This is a genomic window from Bradyrhizobium sp. 172, from assembly GCF_023101065.1.
Classification (GTDB): domain Bacteria; phylum Pseudomonadota; class Alphaproteobacteria; order Rhizobiales; family Xanthobacteraceae; genus Bradyrhizobium; species Bradyrhizobium canariense_D.
Map to the genome: position 1 here is coordinate 1,585,856 of NZ_CP064701.1, position 18,270 is coordinate 1,604,125.

At 65.3% G+C, this 18,270-nt stretch carries 18 protein-coding genes and 1 tRNA gene; 9 read left to right on the forward strand and 10 right to left on the reverse strand.

The genetic code is table 11. The annotated features are described in order from the left end of the window. Positions 1-3 precede the first annotated feature (3 nt). The 5 genes from ssuD to IVB07_RS07590 all read left to right on the forward strand — a co-directional run bounded on the left by ssuD (position 4) and on the right by IVB07_RS07590 (position 3,697). A complete protein-coding gene (gene ssuD / locus IVB07_RS07570; RefSeq protein WP_245288374.1) occupies positions 4-1,170 on the forward strand; it encodes an FMNH2-dependent alkanesulfonate monooxygenase in 1,167 nt (388 codons plus the stop codon). Continuing rightward, entirely contained in the window at positions 1,167-1,973 is an 807-nt protein-coding gene (gene ssuC, locus IVB07_RS07575; protein WP_018453878.1) for an aliphatic sulfonate ABC transporter permease SsuC, read from the forward strand. The genes ssuD and ssuC overlap by 4 nt, the downstream gene beginning before the upstream one ends. A gap of 20 nt (positions 1,974-1,993) precedes the next feature. Next, positions 1,994-2,830 carry an ATP-binding cassette domain-containing protein gene (locus IVB07_RS07580; RefSeq protein ID WP_018453879.1) on the forward strand — a complete coding sequence of 279 codons (837 nt, stop codon included), beginning with the start codon at positions 1,994-1,996 and terminating at the stop codon, positions 2,828-2,830. A 31-nt stretch (positions 2,831-2,861) separates the two neighbouring features. Further along, the gene (locus IVB07_RS07585) at positions 2,862-3,443 is read left to right on the forward strand and encodes a flavin reductase family protein (RefSeq protein ID WP_026232615.1); all 582 of its coding nucleotides are present in this window, start codon (positions 2,862-2,864) and stop codon (positions 3,441-3,443) included. Between the two features lie 98 nt (positions 3,444-3,541). After that, on the forward strand, positions 3,542-3,697 hold the full coding sequence (locus tag IVB07_RS07590) for a hypothetical protein (protein ID WP_007596165.1): 156 nt from the start codon (positions 3,542-3,544) through the stop codon (positions 3,695-3,697). A 30-nt stretch (positions 3,698-3,727) separates the two neighbouring features. Here IVB07_RS07590 and IVB07_RS07595 read toward each other — a convergent pair whose 3' ends face one another. From IVB07_RS07595 to IVB07_RS07640, 10 genes are all read right to left on the reverse strand, one after another. After that, positions 3,728-4,876, reverse strand: a complete 1,149-nt coding sequence (locus IVB07_RS07595; RefSeq protein ID WP_085349193.1) for a M20 family metallopeptidase — start codon at positions 4,874-4,876, stop codon at positions 3,728-3,730. 164 nt (positions 4,877-5,040) lie between these two features. Next, complete coding sequence (locus IVB07_RS07600) at positions 5,041-6,291, reverse strand: vanadium-dependent haloperoxidase (protein WP_247767536.1); 1,251 nt, start codon at positions 6,289-6,291, stop codon at positions 5,041-5,043. A gap of 290 nt (positions 6,292-6,581) precedes the next feature. Further along, positions 6,582-7,967 carry a sigma-54 dependent transcriptional regulator gene (locus IVB07_RS07605; protein ID WP_026232617.1) on the reverse strand — a complete coding sequence of 462 codons (1,386 nt, stop codon included), beginning with the start codon at positions 7,965-7,967 and terminating at the stop codon, positions 6,582-6,584. Positions 7,968-8,011: 44 nt separating this feature from the next. Next, on the reverse strand, positions 8,012-8,362 hold the full coding sequence (fliN, locus tag IVB07_RS07610; RefSeq protein WP_007596160.1) for a flagellar motor switch protein FliN: 351 nt from the start codon (positions 8,360-8,362) through the stop codon (positions 8,012-8,014). 3 nt (positions 8,363-8,365) lie between these two features. Beyond that, complete coding sequence (locus IVB07_RS07615) at positions 8,366-8,986, reverse strand: FliH/SctL family protein (RefSeq protein WP_018453885.1); 621 nt, start codon at positions 8,984-8,986, stop codon at positions 8,366-8,368. Beyond that, on the reverse strand, positions 8,986-10,077 hold the full coding sequence (fliG, locus tag IVB07_RS07620; protein ID WP_018453886.1) for a flagellar motor switch protein FliG: 1,092 nt from the start codon (positions 10,075-10,077) through the stop codon (positions 8,986-8,988). Before fliG ends, IVB07_RS07615 begins: the two co-directional genes overlap by 1 nt. A gap of 17 nt (positions 10,078-10,094) precedes the next feature. Continuing rightward, entirely contained in the window at positions 10,095-11,702 is a 1,608-nt protein-coding gene (fliF, locus tag IVB07_RS07625; protein WP_085349194.1) for a flagellar basal-body MS-ring/collar protein FliF, read from the reverse strand. A 192-nt stretch (positions 11,703-11,894) separates the two neighbouring features. Further along, positions 11,895-12,170 (reverse strand): DUF1153 domain-containing protein, encoded by a 276-nt coding sequence (locus IVB07_RS07630; RefSeq protein WP_002714638.1) that lies wholly within the window; start codon positions 12,168-12,170, stop codon positions 11,895-11,897. 354 nt (positions 12,171-12,524) lie between these two features. After that, on the reverse strand, positions 12,525-13,232 hold the full coding sequence (locus IVB07_RS07635) for a flagellar hook capping FlgD N-terminal domain-containing protein (RefSeq protein ID WP_085349195.1): 708 nt from the start codon (positions 13,230-13,232) through the stop codon (positions 12,525-12,527). Positions 13,233-13,245: 13 nt separating this feature from the next. Beyond that, positions 13,246-14,889: a flagellar hook-length control protein FliK gene (locus IVB07_RS07640; RefSeq protein WP_247767537.1), complete on the reverse strand. Its 1,644-nt coding sequence runs from the start codon at positions 14,887-14,889 to the stop codon at positions 13,246-13,248. Positions 14,890-15,237: 348 nt separating this feature from the next. Between IVB07_RS07640 and mnmA the strand changes: the two genes are divergently transcribed. From mnmA to IVB07_RS07660, 4 genes are all read left to right on the forward strand, one after another. Continuing rightward, positions 15,238-16,419 (forward strand): tRNA 2-thiouridine(34) synthase MnmA, encoded by a 1,182-nt coding sequence (gene mnmA, locus IVB07_RS07645; RefSeq protein WP_018453891.1) that lies wholly within the window; start codon positions 15,238-15,240, stop codon positions 16,417-16,419. Between the two features lie 78 nt (positions 16,420-16,497). Next, on the forward strand, positions 16,498-17,136 hold the full coding sequence (locus IVB07_RS07650; protein WP_018453892.1) for a class I SAM-dependent methyltransferase: 639 nt from the start codon (positions 16,498-16,500) through the stop codon (positions 17,134-17,136). A 44-nt stretch (positions 17,137-17,180) separates the two neighbouring features. Further along, positions 17,181-17,537: a hypothetical protein gene (locus IVB07_RS07655; RefSeq protein WP_063994841.1), complete on the forward strand. Its 357-nt coding sequence runs from the start codon at positions 17,181-17,183 to the stop codon at positions 17,535-17,537. A gap of 308 nt (positions 17,538-17,845) precedes the next feature. Continuing rightward, a tRNA-Met gene (locus tag IVB07_RS07660) sits at positions 17,846-17,922 on the forward strand. The last annotated feature ends 348 nt before the right edge of the window (positions 17,923-18,270 follow it).

Genomic DNA, 18,270 nt, shown 5'->3' on the forward strand with positions numbered 1-18,270 from the left:
CAAATGAGCAAGCAAGCGAACGCCAACATCCTCTGGTTCCTGCCGACCCATGGCGACGGCCGCTATCTCGGCACCGGCATCGGCGGCCGCGAGGTCAATTTCAACTATCTGCGCCAGATCGCGCAGGCCGCCGACCAGCTCGGCTATTTCGGCGTGCTGCTGCCGACCGGGCGGTCTTGCGAGGATTCCTGGATCGTCGCCTCCTCGGTCGCGCCGTTCACCGAGCGGCTGCGCTATCTCGTGGCGGTCAAGCCCGGCCTGCAATCGCCGAGCGTGGCCGCGCGCATGACCGCGACGCTGGACCGCATCACCAACGGCCGGCTCCTGGTCAACGTCGTCACCGGCGGCGATCCCGTCGAGAACAAGGGCGACGGCATCTTCCTCGCCCATGACGAGCGCTACGAGGTCACCCGCGAGTTCCTCAACGTCTATGGCGAGCTGCTCGCCGGCAAGACCGTCAATGTCGAGGGCAAGCACATCCATGTCGAAGGCGGCAAGCTGCTGTTTCCGCCGGTTCAGTCGCCGCGTCCGCCGCTCTATTTCGGCGGTTCGTCGGATGCCGGTATCGACGTCGCCGTCGACACCGTCGACAAATATCTCACCTGGGGCGAGCCGCCGGCCTTAGTCGCCGAGAAGATCGCGAGGGTGAGGGAGGTCGCAGCAACTCGCGGTCGAAAACTATCCTTCGGCATCCGGCTCCACGTGATTGTCCGCGAGACCAATGACGCGGCCTGGCGTGCGGCGAATGAGCTGATCAAGCACGTCAGCGACGAAACCATTGCGACCGCGCAGAAGAACTTTGCGCGGATGGATTCGGTTGGCCAGCAGCGCATGGCGCAGCTTCACGGCGGCAAGCGCGACAAGCTCGAGATCGCGCCGAACCTGTGGGCCGGTGTCGGCCTCGTGCGCGGCGGCGCTGGCACGGCGCTGGTCGGCGACGCCCAGACGGTCGCGGCCCGCATTCGGGAGTATCAGGACATCGGCATCGATACCTTCATCATGTCGGGCTACCCGCATCTGGAAGAAGCCTATCGTTTCGCCGAGCTGGTGTTTCCGCTGCTCTCGCTGGAGCAGCCCAGCAACGTGACCAGGCTGCACTTCAACGGTGGTCCTTTTGGTGAAACGGTCGGCAGCGACTTCCGTCCGCAACAGAAGGTGTCGCAGTCATGAGTCTGATCGACAGCGTTTCACTTCCCCGCAGTTTGCGCCTGCCGCGCGTCGACGGCCTGATCCAGTGGATCGTGCCGCTCGCCATCATTGCGATCTGGCAGGTCGCCAGCGTCACCGGCTTCGTGCCGACGCGGGTGCTGCCGGCGCCGAGCGACGTGTTGCTTGCGGGCTGGAAGCTGCTGCTCTCCGGCGAGCTCGTTCGCAACATCTGGGTCTCGTTCTGGCGCGCCTCGATCGGCTTCCTGATCGGCGGCAGCATCGGCTTTGCCTTCGGCCTCGCCAATGGCCTGTCGCAGCTGTCGTCAAAGCTCACCGACACCACGCTGCAGATGGTGCGCAACGTGCCGCATCTGGCGCTGATCCCGCTGGTCATCCTGTGGTTCGGCATCGACGAGAGCGCGAAGCTGTTTTTGGTCGCGCTCGGCGTGTTCTTCCCGATCTACCTCAACACGCTGCACGGCATCCGCACCGTCGACCCGCAGCTGATCGAGATGGGGCGGATCTACGGCATGAGCGACGGCGAGCTGTTCCGCCGCGTGATCTTCCCGGGCGCGCTGCCCTCGATCTTCGTCGGCATCCGCTTCGCCCTCGGCATCATGTGGTTGACCCTGATCGTCGCGGAGACCATCGCGGCGTCCTCGGGGCTCGGCTACATGGCGATGCAGGCGCGCGAGTTCATGCTGATCGACGTCGTGGTGCTCTCGATCCTGATCTACGCGCTGCTCGGCAAGCTCGCCGACAGCGCCTCCCGCGTGCTGGAGCGCCTGACGCTCTCCTGGCACCCCGCTTATTGGAAACGCTGAGCAGACATACTGGGAATCACATGCAGACAGCCCTTCGTACCTCCCTTCCGGACACCGAACTCGCCAGCCGGGCCAATTTCGCGCCTCACGCCCGCGTCGTGCGCGAGGAGCGCCCGGTGCAGACCTCTGGCCTGCCGCTCAGCATCTGCGGCCTGCGCAAATCCTACGGCGACAACGAGGTGCTGCGTGGCATCGACCTGCAGATCCCCGCCGGCCAGTTCGTCGCCATCGTGGGCAAGAGCGGCTGCGGCAAGAGCACGCTGCTGCGCCTCATCGCCGGCCTGGAGAAGTTCGAAGCCGGCAGCATCTCGCTGGGCGACGCGGTGAAGCCCGAGGATATCCGCGTGATGTTCCAGGAGCCTCGGCTGTTGCCCTGGGCCCGCGTTCTCTCCAATGTCGAGGTCGGCCTTGGCCGCGATCGTCCATCCAGTGATGCGCATACACGCGCCGATAAGGCGTTGACCGAAGTCGGACTGACCGACAAGCGCGACCAGTGGCCCTCGGTGCTGTCGGGCGGCCAGAAGCAGCGCGTGGCGCTTGCCCGCGCGCTGGTCTCGCGCCCCCGCGTGCTCGCCTTCGACGAGCCGCTTGGCGCGCTGGACGCGTTGACCCGCATCTCGATGCAACGGTTGCTGGAGCGCGTCTGGCGCGACCAGGGCTTTACCGCGATCCTGGTGACCCACGATGTCGCCGAGGCGGTCGCGCTGGCCGACCGGGTGCTGGTGATCGAGGAAGGGCGGATCGCCCATGACGTCGTGGTTAACACGGCCCGGCCCCGCCAACGCGGTTCGGCCGAGCTCGCGGGTCTCGAAGGCTCGATCCTGAGCCACCTTTTGTCGGCGGACGATCGTACCTAGATAGACAGGGACCCCGCTTGGGGACGAAGCCATGAATGTAGTGCCCCGCGATCTCATGACCGAAAATGCCGTCTCCTCCGCCGATTTCCGCGGCGCCATGCGCCACCTTACCGGCGGCGTCAGCGTCATCACCGCCGGACGGGGCAAGGACATCACCGGCATGACCGTCACCTCGGTCAGCTCGTTCTCGGTCGATCCGCCGACGCTGATCGTCAGCATCAACCGCGACGCCTCCTCCTTCCCGCTGATCCGGCGCCACGGCGCCTTCGGCGTGAACATCCTCGCGGCCGATCAGCTCGACATCGCCGAGCGCTTTGCCGGCAAGGGCGGGCTCAAGGGTGCCGATCGTTTCGCGGGCGCCAGATGGGTGACGGCGGTCTCGGGTGTTCCGCTGCTGGTTGGCGCATTGTCCGCCGTCGATTGCGAGGTCGAAGAGATCTTCGAGCGCCATTCGCACGGGATCATCATCGGGCGTGTCAGAGACGTCAGGAATTCGACCCGCAACGCTGCGCTGGCCTATTGGCACGGCCAGTACGTGGCGGTGGATCAGGACGAAGACGCACTCCGGCTTGCGGACGTCAGCGTTCCCACCCAGGTACGGCGCGGCATTTGATCGCCGCCGGCGACAGGCCGTGCAGGCTGGCGTTTTCCTCCTCATCGCTCTAGAAGCGCTGCCTGAGCCTCCCGCCGGGACAGCAATGGAGCGCAATGATGAAACGCGTCGCGACCTGGGCCTTCTATGCGGTCGGCGCGCTCGCGATCGCCTATCTCGCGCTCTATGCCTATGCGATGTTCAGCGGCCATCCGATCGTGCCGGGCGACCCCATCCAGATCTTCCGCAGGCCGGATGCGCCGAGCTATTCGTGAGGTTTTCGCGGGCGGGCGCGGCACCTGTTTTTACCCCCGCAAGATCGCCAGCGCCAGCGCCTGTGCGCGCGGCACGATGCTGTCGAGCTCGAGATATTCCTCCGGCGAGTGCGCGAGCCCGCCGACCGGGCCGAGCCCGCAGATGGTCGGTGTCCCGACCGCGGCGGTGAAGCCGGAATCGGCGCAGCCGCCGGAGAACTCGCCCTGGAGCGTGGTGAGGCCGGCCTGCCTTGCGGCGGCCTGATAGTTCTCGAACAGCGCCCTTGAATCGGCGCTCTGTACCACCGGCACGAACTCGCCTTTGACCGTCAGCGTCGCGCTGGTGCCAGGAACGTAGGACGTCGCGATGATGGTCTCGATCGCGGCCATCACCCTCGCGCGGTCCGCCGGATCGACGTAGCGCAGGTCGATCTGTCCTTCGGCGTAAGGCGCCGTCGTGTTGACGGACTGCCCGCCCGAGACGAGGCCGACATTGAGCGTGATGCCCTTGTCGAGATCAGTCAGCGCGTGGATATGGACGATCTTGTGCGCGAGCTCGCCGATCGCGCTGACGCCGGCGGCGAAATTGGCGCCGGAATGCGCGGCTTTGCCGGTGATCGCGACATGCATGAAGATGCCGCCCTTGCGCCCCGTGACGATATTGCCGGTCGGGCGGCCCGGCTCGGAATTGAACACGGCGCGCGCGGCGCGCCCTTCGCGCTCGATCACCGGCCGCGAGGAGGGCGAGCCGATCTCCTCGTCCGAGGTGATCAGCAGCTTGATCGGGTGCGGGTTGCCGCCGAATTTGTGGAACGCGGTTGCGACGAATATGTTCATGACGACGCCGGACTTCATGTCGGCAACACCAGGACCATAGGCGCGCTTGTCTTGAATCGTGAACGGACGCCGCGCGGCCTCGCCCTTGCCGAACACGGTGTCGCGATGTCCCATCAACAGCACCGGCTTCTCGTTGCTGCCGGGCTTTGCGACTTCGGCATGGATGGCATCGCCGAATGTGGCATGGCTTTCGCGCCGGAACGGAATGCCATGCTCGGCGAAATGCCGCTCGAACCGCGCCCCGACCGCATCGACGCCTTCCTTGTCATACGACCCGGAATCGATGTTCACGACATCGCGCAGCAGGTCGATCATCGCCTGCCGCTGCGTCGCCAGCCAGTCCGTGATTTGAGCTTGAGACATGTTGACCCTCGCGTGGTTCTCACGCGGGTTATAGGGCCTAGCGCCGGTGTGACCTAGTCGGAGAACGCGGTGCGGCCATGTCGCCGGTCCACGGAATTGGACGCACCGTGCCTTCCACGTCGTCCCGGCTTTCGCCAGAACGAAGTTGAGCGTGTGGCAACCGGCTAACGCCTCGGCTCCGCCATCGCTTCCACGCCGCGAAGCTGCGTGGCGACGGTCAGCGCGCCGATCTTCCGGCCCATCTCCTTGCCGATCTCGGTCGAGAACCGATAGTGAAAGCCGGCCCAGATACGGGCGTTGGAGACTTCGTCGCTATAGTCCTGGAGCCGCGTCCATTTGCGGGTGACGCCTGGTGCCGTGGGGCTGGTCACCGAGAACTCGCCGAAATCTCCAACGATGGTCTGGAGCACGGTCGAAATCGCTGCCGACGTAATGCAGTAAGCACAGGGATATTCCGGATGCATCGGCGTGTCCCCCAGCGGCAGCCAGGATGCGTCGCGAGGCGTCGCTGCGTTCGATGTCAGGTCGGCGTTGCATATGGCCGTGATCGGCCGCCAGAAATTGTAGTGGTACTTCGCGTCGAAAACGGCGACGAAGGCGTCGTTGCCGGCAATTGAGGTCAGCGCGTACAGCCGGGCGCAGTCGACGAGATCCATGCCCTTGGCCGTTGCCGCCTGCCTCACGATCGGATTGTAGGTGCGGGCACCGACAAAGAACCAAAATCGACCGACCGTGGTTTGCTCGGGCGTCCGGATCACACTTGTTCGGCTGCCGACCTCGCGGATTTCGTTGACGTCCCGGGTCCACAGCTCTGAACCGAGCGCCGGCGGCGGGCCGGGGCGATACTGAGATCCGGACGTCATGACCCAGGGCGTCGTCGCGCCCGCGATCGAGAACAGCGGGACGGTCGTCGGAACGTAGGCACCCGCCGTTGTCAGGGGCCGGTAAGTTTCAAGGGCGGCGCTGCCATCGTTCTCACGAAGCGCGATGATCTGCATCGCGGCCTCCTTGCCGAGGCCGATGCCCGCGATCTTGGACTCGCCGTCGGCGATCGGCACCAGAGAACTCGTCAGCGCCGCATCCAGCTCCGGCTTGAGGTCCGGATAGAGCGACAGCAGCACGTCGTGAGCCGCAACTGCGGCCGCAGCTTCCCGCGACGTCGAACGATCCGCGGATAGGGCAAGCTTGTAAGGCGCGTACCGGCGATCGATCGCGTTGACCGCCTCGAACATCGCGACGTGCATCATAGACAAGGCACGGCTGTGGGGCGCTGGAAGGATTTGCTTTTCAGTGGCGATCGCGTCGGCCTTTGCATTCCAATCCATGATCACGTCGGCGCGCGCAAGCGGCGCCGACGCTGCGAGCAGCGTTACAATCAATGAGAGGCGGAAGATGGTCCACGACGAGTTCTTCATGGGATGCCCTTTCGATGTAAAGGACGTTTCGCGAGACCAATGCGGCTCTGCCCGACATCACGTCGCGCGGCTCGAGGACTTTAACCATCTTGTTGTGGTTTGATTGTGAACTGCTTCACGCGGCGGAAGAGTAGCTCCGAATGGGTCGGCGTGGCTTACCGTTCGCACTGAGTAATGGATCCTGACTTTCGCCGGAAGCCACGGATTGTGGTGACTGCTTTGCGTTCTTCTCAAAGAAAAATGCCCGGGACCAGCCCGGGCATTCGTTTCTCTCAGTCAGCGTAGAGCGCCTACGCCCCCACCATCGGCATGCGTGGATATTCACCCGGCGTTCCCGCTGGCGTGATCGGAATGCCGCCGTCGGAATATTCGTTGAGCTTGTTGCGCAGCGTACGGATCGAGATGCCCAGGATATTGGCGGCATGGGTCCGGTTGCCGAGGCAGTGCTTCAGCGTCTCCAGGATCAGGTCACGCTCGACGTCGGCGACGGTGCGGCCAACCAGGGCCCGCGTCACCTGCTCGGCGGCCATGGTGGCATGGGCCACGGCCGGCACGGTTTTGGCGAGGTCGAGGCGGTCGCCGTCGGGCGTGAGGATCGCATCGGCGCCGATCTCGTCGCCCTGCGCCATCAGGACTGACCGGTGCATGGTGTTTTCGAGTTCGCGGACGTTGCCCTGCCAGCGGTTGGTGGACAGCACCCGGCGCGCTTCCGCCGAGATCGGGCGCATCGGCACGCCATTGGCTTCGGCGTATTTCTTCACGAAGTGCTGGGCGAGCTCGAGAATGTCGGCGGGACGCTCGCGCAGCGGCGGGATCTTCAGGTTCACGACGTTGAGCCGGAACAAGAGGTCCTCGCGGAACGTGCCCTCGCGCACCGCGTCCACCAGGTTGCGGTTCGAGGTCGCGATGATGCGGATGTCCACCGGGACGGGCTTGGTGCCGCCGACACGGTCGATCACGCGCTCCTGGATGGCGCGGAGCAGTTTCGATTGCAGGCGGACGTCCATCTCCGAGATTTCGTCGAGCAGCAGCGTGCCGCCGGTTGCCTCCTCGAACTTGCCGATGCGGCGGGCGATCGCGCCGGTGAAGGCACCCTTCTCGTGGCCGAACAGCTCGGACTCCAGCAGATGCTCGGGGATCGCGGCGCAGTTGATCGAGATGAACGGGCGCTTGGCGCGGGCCGAGCGGGTGTGGACGTAGCGAGCCAGCACTTCCTTGCCTGTCCCGGATTCGCCGGTGATCATCACCGAAGCGTCCGAGCCTGCGATCTGCTGGGCGAGCTTGATCACCTTGGCCATCGCCTCGTCGCGATAGACCAGCTCGCGGGAATCGTTGGCGACGGCAGCCAGCACCGCCGCGATCAGTTCCGGGTCCGGCGGCAGCGGGATGTATTCCTTGGCGCCGGCGTGGATCGCGGCGACCGCGGCGCGGGCGTCGTTGGTGATGCCGCAGGCGACGATCGGCGCGTGGATGTGCTCGGCCTCGAGCCGCATCACGAGATCGCGGATGTCGAGGGCGACGTCGACCAGCAGCAGGTCGGCACCCTTGCCGCCGCGCAGCACGCGCATTGCCTGTTCGTTATCCTCGGCGTGGGTCACGGTGGCGCCGTTCGCCATCGCGATCTTGGTGGCGGTGGTGAGCTGGCCCTTCAATGTGCCAACGATGAGAAGCCGCATATCAGTCTCCTGTCCGTCTGGACGCGCTGCCGCGCGTCGTCGCTTTAGGCGCGTTCAGTCTTGATGATTTCGGTCATGGTCACGCCGAGCTTGTCCTCGACCAGGACCACTTCGCCGCGGGCGACCAGCTTGTTGTTGACATAGATGTCGATGGCCTCGCCGACGCGCCGGTCGAGCTCGAGCACGGTCCCGGGTCCGAGCTTCAACAGCTCGCTGACGTCCATCTTGGAGCGGCCGAGCACGGCCGAGACCTGCACCGGAACGTCGAACACGGCCTCGAGGTCGGCGGCGGCGCGCGTCGCGTATTCGTCCTCGTTGTAGCCGACGTCGGTGCCGGTAGGCGGCATCGGGCCGTTGAGATCGGGCAGCGGGACCTGTCCGTCAGTGTCGCTCATGGCTTAACTCCCCCTGCGGGACGCAACATAGCGTCCCACCATTTCGTCGATCTTGGCCGTGATGGCGGCGCGCTCCAGCACGACGCCGCCATCGGCCCATTCGATCCGGCAGTCGCCGGTGGCAATCTCGGGTTCGGCCAGAATCACCAGCCGGCCTTCGAAGCCGTTCTGCCTAGCCAGGCGCTCGATGTTCTCGCGCGCGGAATCGTAGAGCGCGTCGTTGATGCGGACGACGAGATGCGGCGTCGCGACCAGATGCGAGAAGCAGTCCTTGACCAGCGCGACGATCTCGCCGAGCGGCTCGGCGGCGACCAGATCGGCGCACAGCTTGCGCGCCACCGCGACCGCGACGTCGACCGCCTCGGTTTCCATCTTGGATTCGATGTTGCCGATGCCCGAAGCGATGCCGCGGATGGCGATGTTGATCTCTTCCATGGCGAGCGCGACACGGCGGTCGCTCTCGGCCTTGGCCTCGCGCTGGCCGGCGGCGAAGCCGTCCTGATAGGCGCGCGCCTCGGCTTCCGCGACCTTCTGGGCGATCTCGGCCGCGGTGGCGGCCTTCTCGCGCGTCCGGTCGGGCGCTGCAAAGTCGTTGTCGAACAGGAATTTTGCCGGAGCGGCCATCAATACACCAGCTCGTCGTCGGCGCGGTTCTTGGTCAGCATGATCTCGCCCTTGGCGGCGAGATCCTTGGCGAGGTTGACCAGCAGCGCCTGAGCCTCGTCGACGTCGCGCAGGCGGACCGGGCCCATCGCCGCCATGTCGTCCTGGAGCATTTTTGCCGCACGCGAGGACATGTTGCCGAAGAAGAAGTTGCGGACGTCCTCGTTGGCGCTCTTGAGCGCGACGCCGAGCTTGTCCTTGTCGACGTTGCGCATCAGGGTCTGGGCGGAGCCGGAATCCAGCTTCACGAGGTCGTCGAAGGTAAACATCAGCGCCTTGATCCGCTCGGCCGATTCGCGGTTGTCCTCTTCCAGCGAGGTGATGAAGCGCGTTTCGGTCTGGCGGTCGAAATTGTTGAAGATTTCCGCCATCACCTCGTGGGCGTCGCGTCGGCGGGTCTGTGACAAATTGGACATGAATTCGGTGCGCAGCGTCTTCTCCACGCTCTCGATCACCTCCTTCTGCACCGCCTCCATCTTCAGCATGCGGTTGACGACGTCGAGCGCCAGGTCCTCCGGGAAGATGCCGAGCACGCGCGCGGCGTGTTCCGGCTTCAGCTTCGACAGCACCACCGCGATGGTCTGCGGATATTCGTTCTTGAGATAGTTGGCGAGCACCTCTTCCTGCACGTTGGAGAGCTTCTCCCACATGTTGCGGCCGGCGGGGCCGCGGATTTCGTCCATGATGCCGTTGACGCGCTCGGGGGCCAGGTATTGCTGGAGCAGCCGTTCGGTGGCGTCGAAATTGCCCATCAGCGCGCCGGAGGCCGACATCCGCGAGACGAATTCGAGCAGCATGTCCTCCACGGTGTCGACCTCGACAGTGCCGAGCGTCGACATTTCCAGGGAGAGCTGGCGCACCTCGTCGTCGTCGAGCAGCGACCAGATCTTGCCGCCATATTGCTCGCCGAGCGCCAGCATCAGGATCGCGGCGCGCTTCGGCCCCGCCACCGCTTCGGTCTTCGCGCCTCCGCGGCTGCCCGCACGCTGACCGAGCGTGGAGATCACGCTGGTGATGTCGTTGGAATTGGCGTTTTGCAGGGCGGCGGCCATATCAGATCACTTCTCGATTATTTCGTGGGTTCGGTCAGCCATTGGCGGATGATGGCGACGGTCTCGTTGGGATTGCGCTCGGCGAGTTCGCCGACGCGATGGACGGATTGGGCATGGACCTGGCCCTGGACCGTGGCGACGTCGATCGCGCTCGCGGCGCCGCTCGGCAAGAGCGCCTGGCTGGCAGGCGCGGCCTCGTCGCTCGCCGGACCGGTGAGGGCGCCGGAGATGGCGGCTGCGACTTCGTCGGATGCCAGGATGCGCTTGACCAGCGGCCGGACCACCAGGAACAGCACGACCAGGCCGAGCAGCATCATCACGCCGAGCTCGACGAAGTACATGACGTCGTCCTTGGTGAACTGGAGCATGCCGAGTAAGCCGCTCGGCTCGGCGATCGGGGGGGTGGAGGGGGCATCGGCAAAGCGCAGATTGACCACCTCGACCTGATCGCCGCGCTTCTGGTCGAAGCCGATCGCCGAGCGCACCAGCGTGGCGATGCGGTCGAGCTGCTCCTTGGTGCGGTCCTGGTAGGCCAGATCGCCCTTCTCGTTCTTGGAGTAGATGCCGTCGACCAGCACCGCGACCGAGATGCGGTTGACCCGGCCGGCCTCGGTCACCTCGGTCTTGGTGGTGCGGGAGATCTCGTAATTGTTGGTCTCTTCGCTCTTCTTGCTCTGGTCCTTGGCCGCAACGCCGCCGTTCTGCTGGTTGCCCGGCAATTCGTTGTTGACGGTGACCTGGCCGTTGTTGTCGGCGGTCATGCTCTGCTCTTCGCGGGTCTGGCTCGAGCGCAGCACGCGGCCTTCGGGATCGTACTTGTCCGAGGTCTGGGTGACCTTGTTGAAGTCGAAATCGGCGGAGAGCTGGACCCGGGCGCGTCCCGTCCCCACCACGGAGGAGACGATGTCCTCGACCTGCTTGCGCATCCGCTTCTCGAAGGCGGTGCGGCGCTCGTCGCCGATCTGCTGGTCCGGATCGGTCTGGGCGCCGTCGGCGAGCAGCTGCCCGGTCTCGTCGACGATCGAGACCCGCTGCGGCTTCAGCCCGTTCACGGCCGAGGCGACGAGGTGGCGGATGGCGCGGATCTGCTGGGCTTCCAGCGCGCCGCGGACCCGCACCACGATCGAGGCCGACGGCTCCGGCGCCTCGCGCGAGAACAGCGGGCGCTCGGGCAGCACCAGATGGACGCGGGCGGCCTGGATGCGGTCGATGGCGCGGATGGTGCGGGCGAGCTCGCCTTCCAGCGCGCGGAGATGGTTGATGTTCTGGACGAAAGAGGTGGTGCCGAGCGCATCCGACTTGTCGAACACCTCGTAGCCGACGCCGCCGCCCTTGGGCAGGCCGCCCTCGGCGAGCTTCATCCGCAGCCGGGTGACCTTGTCCTTGGGCACCATGATGATGGTGCCCTCGTTGCGCAGCTCGAACTGGATGCCCTGACGCTCCAGGTCCTTGATGATGCCCGAGGAGTCCTCGACGCTGAGGTCGGTGAACAGCGTCGTCATCTGCGGCGTGGTGACGCGCATGATGACGAACGCGAAAAAGCCGACGAGCGCGGCGGTGACCGCGATCATCGCCCCGAACCGGGCGGCTCCGATACCCTTCAGAAAGTCCGCAAGACCTTGCAAGCAACCGCCCCGACAGATTCGGCTGCTTTCACAGGAAAGGCCGACTGGGCAATTATTGCCTAGGTGATGGTTTCGATATGGTTAACGAAGGTTAAGAGCTGCGACAAAAGTCGCGCCAAAACGGAGCATGAAAAAAATCGGCCTCGCAAGGCGAGGCCGATTTTCGTCAAAAGCCGCAGATTTCCGGATTGCCTACTGGCGATATTGTTGGATACGGGTGGTGCGAAGTCCCGCCAGACCATGCTGGTCGATCGAAAACTGCCAGGAGAGGAATTCGTCAACCGTCAGCGTGTAACGGCTGCAGGCCTCCTCGAGGGAGAGAAGACCGCCACGAACTGCGGCGACGACCTCGGCCTTGCGGCGGATGACCCAGCGTTTGGTGCCGGGTGCAGGCAGATCCGCAATCGTCAACGGACTACCGTCCGGCCCGATGACGTATTTTACCCTCGGGCGATGGGGTTCTGTCATGGCGTACTCACAAACTCTCAACCACTGAACTCACTCAGGAACCCTACGCGCGCCGGCTTAAAAATCCGCTAAGCCTAAGGCTTCAATACAATTCTCGTTGAAAATGGCTGGAACGCAGCCGACTCGGCCGGCGGGACGGTGCGTCCAGGCGGGCCGAAGGGGGTGTTCGTAAATACTTTACTAACAAACGAGGCCTGCGCGGGGTGTCGCAGAGCCTCAATTGTCGTCCTGGCGAACGCCAGGACCCATTACCCCAGGGAGGAGTCGCTACAACGACTCGGGGTTACTTCGTCGAACCAAACGACTTCGGTGGTTTCGCCAGGACGACACCGAATATCCAGCGGCATTCCGCCTTTAATTACTCGTCGTCGCGATGATGCTCTTGACCTGGCTCAGCGTGTAGCTGGCGCCGTCGATGGTCAGCAGCGGCGGCGACTGGGTCAGGTCGACGGACGACACCGTGCCCTGCACCTGCGCGGCGATGCCGACATTGTTGTTGGCGACGTCCTTGCCCGTGGCCGAGATCGTGTACTTGCCGTCGGGCCATTGCGTGCCGTCATTGCCCTGGCCGTTCCAGGTGAATGGAACGTCGGTGCCGGCGCCGGCGGTGTATTTGCCGGTGAATACGGTCTGGCCGCTGGCATTGGCGATGGTGATGTCGACGGTGGCGTCGCTGGGCACGTTGAGATGCCAGGTCGCCGACGAATTCGTCATGGTCCCGGTGGTGCCGTCGACCAGGGCGGTCTTGCCGACGAAGCCCAGCGCCTGGGTCGCCTGCGTGGTCTGCTGCAGCGTGACGAGCTGGGACAGCGAGTCGTTGGTCTTGAGCTGCTGCTCGACCCCGGCGAACTGCACCAGCTGCTGGGTGAACTGGTTGGTGTCGAGCGGATCGAGCGGGTTCTGGTTCTGCAGCTGCGTCGTCAGCAGCGTCAGGAAGGTCTGGAAATTGCCGGCGAGCGTCGCGCCGGTGGTCGAGCCCAGGCTCGGGTTCGACGAGGATTTCGGCAGGTCGGTCGTGCCCGAGACGACGGATGGGGCGGTGGCGGCATTCGTGGTGGTCATGATCGAATACTCCTCACACTCTGATGTCGACGCCGCTGCTCGATCCGAGCATGCGGCCGTAGCTGCGCCCGACCGGGGCCGCGGGAACTGCGTCCTCGTCGCTGACGATCAGCCGGCGGGCATTGCCGCCATTGTCGTTGTTCTGGCCGGAGTTCTGGCCCGATGAATTCTGGTCGCGCAGGCTGAAGGACAGCCCGTTGCTGCCGGTCTTGAGGCCGGCATCGTCGAGCGCGCGCTGCAATTGCGGCGCGTCCTGCCGCAGCATCTGCAGCGTCTCCGGCTTCTCGACGGTGAGATGCGAGGTGACCTGTCCGTTGCGGTCGACATTGATGCGGACGTCGATGCGGCCGAGGTCGAGCGGATCGAGGCTGATGTCGAACCGGGTCTTGCCCGCGCGTGCGGCGGCGGCAATTTCGATCGGCACGCCTGTGATCGGAATGGCCGTATTGGTGGCTGCGGTCGCCGTGAGCGTCGCGGTCGATGCGGTCGCGGCCGAAGTCGTATTGGTCAGCGACGCCTGCACGGCCGAGGCCGCCTGCGCGCCGGTGTCGGTGGTGGAGACAGCGGCCTGCGTGCCCGCATGGGCATGCGGTGCTGCCGTCGCCGGTGCCGCATCGGCGGTGCGGTCGGAAGTCCCAGCCTTGGCGTCGGTCGCGTTCGCGTCGATCGGCGGCTTGTCGGCGTGCGGATGCGCCGCGTTGGCGGACGCTGCCGTCGCCGAGGTCTGCGCGGCGTTGGCCTTGCCGGTGTCCTGGCCGATATTGGAGACGTCGCTGGCGCCTTGCGCAGTGACTGCGGCCTTGAACGAGGTTTTTGGCGTGCCCTGGTCGACGGCGGCGATCAGGCCGCCATTGGTCTTGGCATCGGCCGCGGTCGAATCGGTGGTCCCGGTCGCGGTATCGGCCAGCACTGCCGAGGTGTCGGCATCGACCTTGGCGCTTGCGGTCTTGGCGCTCTTGTCGCCCGGCGTCGCGGTATCGGTCTTGGTGCCGGCGATCTGCGCTGCGATGGATGCGCTGGCGGCGATGCCGGCGGCGGCAATCGTCAGCGGCGAGGAGGCGGAGCCGGCGGCTTGGTTTGCAGCCGCGTTGGAATCGACCGGCACGGCGACCACGAGTGCATTCGGATCGGGTACGGCGGCCTGCGTCGCGTCGACTTGCGCGGCGGCGGCGGTATCGACGGCGGCGGCGAGGCCATCGATGCCGCCGGCCTTGTCCGCATTGGTCTCGTCGGATTTGTCCGCAGATTTGTCGGCCGATTTGGCGTCGGACGCCTCCGGCTTGTCCTTGGTCTTGCTATCAGCCTTGGCCGCATCAGCCGTCGAGTCGTTCTTGGCGTCGCTCTTGGCGTCGTTCTTGATGTCGTTTTTGGCGGGCGCGGAATTGTTGGCGTCGTCGCTGGCCTTGCTCTGCGAGGACTGGTCGCTCGCTGAGCGATCGCGCGGGCTCTTGTCGGAGGCGGAGGACGAGGAATCGGTGCGGCGCGGGGAGTCCTGCACGGAGGACGCCGCGCTGTCGCTGATCGCCTGGGTGTTGCTGTCCACCAGCGAGCCAAAGGAGTCGTTGGACGTGTCTTTCGGCGCTTGCGACCGGGCAGGCTTTTGCTGCGCGCTTGGGACTTGCACGCTTGCCACGACATCTGACGTTCGACCGACCACAGGCAACCCCTTGGAAACATCTTCGCCATGAGAGGTAGCAAGGAGCGGGCCACCCTTGTGGATGGGAATTTTATCCAATCAAATCAATGCGTTGACGAATTCGCGCCCCGCCGCGGAGCCTCCCAAAGCCCCGCCATTTCTGCCTCCCCGGCAAGAATTGCCGTAAACCTTGCGGGGTCCGTGATTGCTTCACCGGAAGGCCGCCTATATTAAAGAGAGAGCTCTCAACCGCTTTCGACCGGGCAGGCCGCGCCCTTCGGGAACTCTCGGTTCCCGGGGATTGCCTTTGTCCCGCCGGAAGCACCCAGCGGATCGCCCAACGCCGCCGTCCACAACGCTTTAAGGCCCATGCTCAACAGTCTGGATCTCGAAGGCCGTCCTGAGGATACCAGGGTCGTCGTTGCCATGTCAGGCGGCGTCGATTCATCGACGACGGCTGCGCTTTTGAAGGCGGAAGGCTACGACGTTGTCGGCATCACGCTGCAGCTCTATGACCATGGTGCGGCGACCCATCGCAAGGGCGCCTGCTGCGCCGGCCAGGACATCCACGACGCCCGCGACGTCGCCGCCAAGCTCGGCATTCCCCATTACGTGCTCGACTACGAGGATCGCTTTCGCGAATCCGTCATCGACAATTTCGCCGACAGCTACGCGCTCGGCGAGACGCCGGTGCCGTGCATCGAGTGCAACCGCTCGGTCAAGTTCCGCGACCTCTTGAAGACCGCGCGCGAGCTCGGCGCCACCGCGCTTGCCACCGGCCATTACGTTGCCTCGCGCCGCCGCGACGACGGCTCGCGCGCGCTGGTGTGTGCCGCCGACGCCGATCGCGACCAGAGCTACTTCCTGTTCGCGACCACGCAGGAGCAGCTCGATTATCTGCGCTTTCCGCTCGGCGACATGACCAAGCCCGAGACGCGCGAGCTGGCGCGGCGCTTCGGTCTTGCCGTCGCCGACAAGCACGACAGCCAGGACATCTGCTTCGTGCCGACCGGGCGCTACACCGACATCATCACCCGCCTGCGGCCGAACGCGATGGACCCCGGCGACATCGTCGATCTCGACGGCCGCGTGCTCGGCCGGCACAACGGCATCGCCAATTTCACCATCGGCCAGCGCCGCGGCCTCGGCATCGCAGCCGCCGCGCCGCTGTTCGTGGTGCGGCTGGAGGCCGCCAACCGCCGCGTCGTCGTCGGCCCGCGCGAGGCGCTGAAGATGCACCGCATCGTGTTGCGCGACGTCAACTGGATCGGCGATGGCGACATCGACCGCGCCATCGGCAATGGCCTCGAAATGTTCGTGCGCGTGCGCTCGACCCGCGCGCCCCAGCCGGCGTGGCTGCGCGGCGCGAACGGCCATTACGAGGTCGAGCTCGTCGCCGGCGAAGAGGGCGTTTCGCCGGGACAGGCCTGCGTGTTCTACGACGCACCTGGCGGCCAGGCCCGCGTGCTCGGCGGCGGCTTCATTCAAAGCGCCGCCGCGAAGGCCGCAAGCAGCACGACGAGGCCGCTCGCAGAAGCGGTCCGCGGCTAAGCGCATGATCCGGAAAAGTGTGCAGCGGTTTTCCGAACAGATCATGCGCAAAATAAGAATCTAGGCAGGGCAGGGGGCATGGCAGCAGACATCTCGCGGGCCGGGGTCGAGAAGGCCTATGGCCGCTGGGCGCCGGTCTATGATCTCGTGTTCGGCAAGGTGTTCGACGCCGGCCGGCAGTCGACCATCGCCGAGGCCGATCGCATCGGCGGCCGCATCCTCGACGTCGGCGTCGGCACCGGGCTGTCGCTCTCCGACTATGCGCGCACCACGAAGATTTGCGGGGTCGACATCTCCGAGCCGATGCTGCGCAAGGCGCAATCGCGCGTGCGCGCGATGCGCTTGAGCAATGTCGAAGTACTCTCGGTGATGGACGCGAAGAACCTCGCCTTCCCCGAAAACTTCTTCGACGCGGTGGTCGCACAATACGTCATCACCGCGGTGCCCGATCCCGAAGGCACGCTCGACGAGTTCATGCGCGTCTTGAAGCCCGGCGGCGAGCTGATCCTGGTCAACCACATCGGGGCCGAAAAAGGTTTGCGCAAACTCTCCGAGCTCGCGTTTGCGCCGCTCGCCCGCCGCCTCGGCTGGCGCCCGGAATTTCCATGGCAGCGCCTGGTCGACTGGGCCGCAAAACACGGCGGCGTTACGCTGGCCGAGCGTCGCCCGATGCCGCCGATGGGCCACTTTTCGCTGATCCGCTACCTCAAATCGTGATCGGGGGTGCGGAACACGCGGGCTGACCCGCGCGTTTCCCTCCCATGCGCACGACATCAAACATCATTCTGGCCAGCCTCCTGATCGCCGCCTCCGGCAGCGCGATCGCGCAGGCTCCGCCCGCCCCGGCGACGCCGCCGCAAGCGACCGCGCCGCCATCCCCGCAGCATGCGACCAATTGCACGCCGCAGGACCGCCCGAACCGCTCGGCCGACGGCACCACCACCGGCCAGTCCCGGGAACCGCTCGGCGACAAATTGGCAAAATCGGACGGCGTGCTCTGCCCGCCCTCCGGCGTCGATCCCGAGATGCACGCCCCGGCGCCCAGCACGAACGGCGCCATGCCCGTCATCCCGCCCCCCGGCAGCCCCGGCGGCGACCCGACGGTGCGGCCGAAATAGCTCGTCGCGCCGAAGCCTTGGCGTAGGCGGAGCCTGTTCCGCATCCCAATCTCGTCGTCATGCCCGGGCTCGTCCCGGGCATCCACGTTCTTGTGGCCGGCCGGGATGGCCGGGACCAGCCCGGCCATGACGGATTCAGCGCCAAAAGGCCCAAATCCCCCGCCGACATGTCCCGCCGAAGCTTTAGCGAAGGCGGAAGCCTTGGCGAAGGTGGAAGCTTTGCCAAACTCGGATTGACAGCCCGCCGCCCCCTTCCTTATATGCCGCGCGTTCGCGAGGTCGGCTTGTTTCGGCCCTCGCGACCCTGTGGCGGGGTAGCTCAGCTGGTTAGAGCACGGGAATCATAATCCTGGGGTCGGGGGTTCGAGTCCCTCTCCCGCTACCAACAAAATCAATGACTTACCAAGAATGTTCGCAGCCTCAAGCAGTCGCTAGCGCCGCCGGGGTACACGTCTGGGTACACAGCCAAGACGATTCCGGCAAGGCAACAAGAGCGAGACTTCTGAATAGGTGCTCCTCACTGTGGAACAGGAGGTCGGTGGTTCGAGCCCACCCAACTGTACCAAGTTAAATCAATAGCTTAGGTCAAGCTGAGCTTGCTGCCATGCCCTTAAAAGTAACGGGTGAGGTAACAAACGAGCTGGTGCGAGTGGCCAGACCATCAACACTGAACGTCCCGGGGACACATTGGACGACACCCATTTCCAACGTTAGGCGGCCCCGCATCTGAGAG